This window comes from Cellulosimicrobium composti (assembly GCF_010287905.1).
Classification (GTDB): Bacteria; Actinomycetota; Actinomycetes; order Actinomycetales; family Cellulomonadaceae; genus Cellulosimicrobium; species Cellulosimicrobium composti.
The window spans coordinates 1-3,755 of sequence record NZ_JAAFAN010000126.1; the positions used below are offsets into that span (position 1 = coordinate 1).

A 3,755-nucleotide genomic window follows, 5' to 3' on the forward strand; every position below is an offset into this window, starting at 1 on the left:
CTTGGTAAATTCCGGCGGGTTGTACTACCTCTTGGGTTCTGGGCGCTACAACAGGGCTGTGGTGTCGGGCTTACGCCTACCCGCCCAGCCCCCGCCCCCCCCCCCGGCGGGGCGGGGGCCCTGCTGCGTTCCGTGGGCGGTCGCCCCACCGGCGCCACGGGGTCGTGCGGCACGTGCCCCCGGTACGACGTCGGACCGGTGCCGTGCGGGTCTGCGGGTGGTGCCGTGCGCGGGCGCGCGAGGGCGCCGTCGTCGGCCGCCCGGGCGGTGCCGGCGGGGTCAGCCCGTGCGACGGGCGCCGCCGGCGAGGATCGCGGCGCGCTCGTCCTCGCTCAGTCCGCCCCACACCCCGTACGGCTCGCGCACGCGGAGCGACTGCTCGCGGCACTGCATCATGACGGGGCACGTGTGGCAGATCGCCTTCGCGGCCTCCGCACGGCGCCGTCGCGTCGAGCCGCGTTCGCCCTCGGGGTGGAAGAACAACGTGTCGTCCGCGTCGCGGCACGAACCCTGGTACTGCCATTCCCACAGCTCCATGACGGGCCCGGGGAGCCTCGAGATCTCTGCCATGCCGAACAACCTACAAGCGTTGCAGAAGTTGTTCAAGTCCCTTGTGGGGAAAAGGTGAACGGGCAGGTCGCCGCGCGACGGCGCGCTCGTGGCGCGGTCGGTCTGGGCGAAACGATGCACCGGGCGACCGCCGCCTGGCGCGATCGATCGCAGTTGGCCCGTTTGCGCGAGAACTGAACAAACCCTGCACAAGACTGGCGCGAAGGGTGCACGACTGTGACCTGCACGAGGTGGCGAGACGGGTGGTCCGTCGGCAGAATCGATGCATGACCTCAGTCCGGTCCGCCCCCGACCACGAGGGAGCCCGACCGAGCATGTCCACCTCTCCCGGTCTCGCCGTCGCAGCCGTCGCGCGCCGGCTCGGCGTCGCGCCCGCGACGCTGCGGACGTGGGACCGGCGCTACGGGCTCGGTCCCTCCCAGCACCGCGCGGGCTCGCACCGTCGGTACACCGACGACGACGTCGCGCGCCTCGTCGTGATGCGGCGGCTCACGCTCGACGGCGTCGCTCCCGCCGACGCGGCCCGTGCGGCGCTCGCGGCCGACGACGAGGAGCTCGACGCGCACCGCGGCACCGTCTCGTTCGACGAGCGCGGCGCGGACACCGGGGCGGACGCGGACGAGCCCGACGACCCCGACGACTCCGCCGAGCAGGAACCGCCCTCGCGGCCGTTCCTGCGGGCCGTCCCGGGCGGCGAGGCGGCGCAGGCCCCCGGGCCCCGGCCGCTCGGCGTGCGCGAGGCTCCACGGCCCACCCGCGTGTCCGACGTCGTCGACGCCGCGATCGCCTACGACCAGCGCACGTGCGACCGCCTCCTGCGGATCCCCGCGGGCGGCGACCCCGCCGCGTGGTGGTCCGACCTCGTCGAGCCCGCGCTCGAGCGGCTCGCCGAGCGCACCGTGCTCGCCGGGCCGGGCGAGGTGCCCGAGGTGGTGCTCGCGAACGCGACGCTCGGCGCGCTGCGCGAGTACACGCAGGCGAGCGAGGACGCGATCGTCGCGGCCGGCGGCCCGCCCCGCAACCACCCCTCGCGCATGCGCCGCATCGTCCTCGTGTTCGCCGCTCCGGACGAGCCGCTGCCCCTGGCCGCGCACGCGCTCGCGGCGTCGCTCGCGTCGCACGGCGCGATGGCCCGCATCGTCACGGGGCCCGCGAACGTGCACCGCACGCTCGAGATCGTGACGATGGTCCGCCCGGCGGCCGTCGCCATGGTCACGACCCAGGCGCGACCCGACCTGGGGATCGTGCACGCCGCGCACGAGGCGAACCCGAGCCTGCCGTTCTTCGTCGGCCTCCCGAGCGACGACGTCGCCGACGAGCTGCCCCTCGCTTCCACGGTGCACCGCGTGCGGAGCTTCCCCGGCCTGCTGCACGAGCTGCTCGCGGTCGTCCGCTGACGGCCCCGGCGCCGCCCGGCCGCTCCCTCGGGCCCCGTCCGGGGCGCTCGCCGGGCGGGCAGCGCCGGGAATACGGCGGGGGCCCGGCGCGTAGAATCCTGGTGTGACCGACTCGCCCGTCCCCGCCGCCGTCCCCGACCGTGACCCCTTCGGATTCCTGGGTCTCACCTACGACGACGTCCTGCTGCAGCCCGGCTACTCGGACCTGGCGCCGTCGGACATCGACACCACGACGCGCCTGACGCGCGAGATCTCGATCCGCGTGCCGCTCGTCTCGGCCGCGATGGACACCGTCACCGAGGCGCGCATGGCCATCGCGATGGCCCGCCAGGGCGGCATCGGGGTGCTGCACCGCAACCTGTCGATCGAGGACCAGGCGCTCCAGGTGGACCTCGTCAAGCGGACCCAGACGGGCATCATCGACAACCCGGTGACGATCGGCCCGGACGCGACGCTGGAGGAGCTCGACAAGACGGCGGGCGAGTACCGCATCTCCGGGTTCCCCGTGCTCGACGCCGAGCGCCGGCTCATCGGCATGGTCACCAACCGGGACCTGCGCTTCACGCCCGTCGCGGAGTGGGCCACGACCAAGGTCGACGAGGTCATGACCCCGCAGCCGCTCATCACGGGCCCGGCGGGGATCTCCCGCGAGGAGGCCACAGCTCTCCTGCGCAAGCACAAGCTGGAGCGCCTCCCGCTCGTCGACGCCGACGGTCGCCTCACGGGCCTCATCACCGTGAAGGACTTCGTGAAGTCCGAGCAGTTCCCGAACGCGTCGAAGGACGGGCAGGGCCGCCTGCTGGTCGGCGCGGCGATCGGCTACTTCGGCGACGCGTGGCAGCGCGCCACGACGCTCATCGACGCGGGCGTGGACGTGCTCGTCGCGGACACGGCGCACGGCAACGTGCGCATGCTCATCGAGATGGTCGCGCGCCTGAAGTCCGACCCGGCGACGCGCGACGTCCAGGTCATCGGCGGCAACGTCGCGACGCGCGAGGGCGCCCAGGCGTTCGTCGACGCGGGCGCGGACGCCGTCAAGGTCGGTGTCGGCCCGGGCTCGATCTGCACGACGCGCATCGTCACGGGCGTCGGCGTCCCGCAGGTCACGGCCGTGTACGAGGCGTCGCTCGCCGCGCGTCCCGCGGGCGTCCCGGTCATCGCCGACGGCGGCATGCGACACTCGGGCGAGATCGGCAAGGCGATCGTCGCGGGCGCCGAGTCCGTGATGCTCGGCTCGATGCTCGCGGGCACCGAGGAGTCCCCGGGCGAGACGATCCTCGTCAACGGCAAGCAGTACAAGGCGTACCGCGGCATGGGCTCGATGGGCGCGATGTCCTCGCGCGGCAAGAAGTCGTACTCGAAGGACCGCTACTTCCAGGCCGAGGTCACGAGCGACGACATGATCGTCCCGGAGGGCGTCGAGGGCCAGGTGCCGTACAAGGGCTCGCTCGGCACGGTCGCGCACCAGCTCGTGGGCGGCCTGCACCAGACGATGTTCTACGTCGGTGCGCGCACGGTCCCCGAGCTGCAGGAGAAGGGCCGCTTCATCCGCATCACGTCGGCGTCGCTCAAGGAGAGCCACCCGCACGACGTCCAGATGACGGTCGAGGCCCCGAACTACACCGGCTTCTGAGGCTTCTCGCACCGACGGCCCCGGGGCCCCCCCCCCGGGGGGGGGGGGGGGGGGGGGGGGGGGGGGGGGGGGGGGGCCCCCCCGCCCCCCCGGGGGGGGGGGGGGGGGCCGCCCGCGGGGGGGGGGGGGGGGGGCGGCGGGGGGGGGGGGGGCGG

At 74.3% G+C, this 3,755-nt stretch carries 3 protein-coding genes; 2 read left to right on the top strand and 1 reads right to left on the bottom strand.

The window, feature by feature from the left end; translation table 11 throughout:
* Positions 1–279: 279 nt before the first annotated feature.
* On the bottom strand, positions 280–570 hold the full coding sequence (locus tag GYH36_RS18885; protein WP_115943554.1) for a WhiB family transcriptional regulator: 291 nt from the start codon (positions 568–570) through the stop codon (positions 280–282).
* A 266-nt stretch (positions 571–836) separates the two neighbouring features.
* On the opposite strand from GYH36_RS18885, the gene GYH36_RS18890 reads away from it, so the two are divergent.
* Positions 837–1,967: a MerR family transcriptional regulator gene (locus GYH36_RS18890; protein ID WP_162290677.1), complete on the top strand. Its 1,131-nt coding sequence runs from the start codon at positions 837–839 to the stop codon at positions 1,965–1,967.
* Positions 1,968–2,070: 103 nt separating this feature from the next.
* Positions 2,071–3,600, top strand: a complete 1,530-nt coding sequence (guaB, locus tag GYH36_RS18895) for an IMP dehydrogenase (protein WP_024840363.1) — start codon at positions 2,071–2,073, stop codon at positions 3,598–3,600.
* Positions 3,601–3,755: the final 155 nt, after the last annotated feature.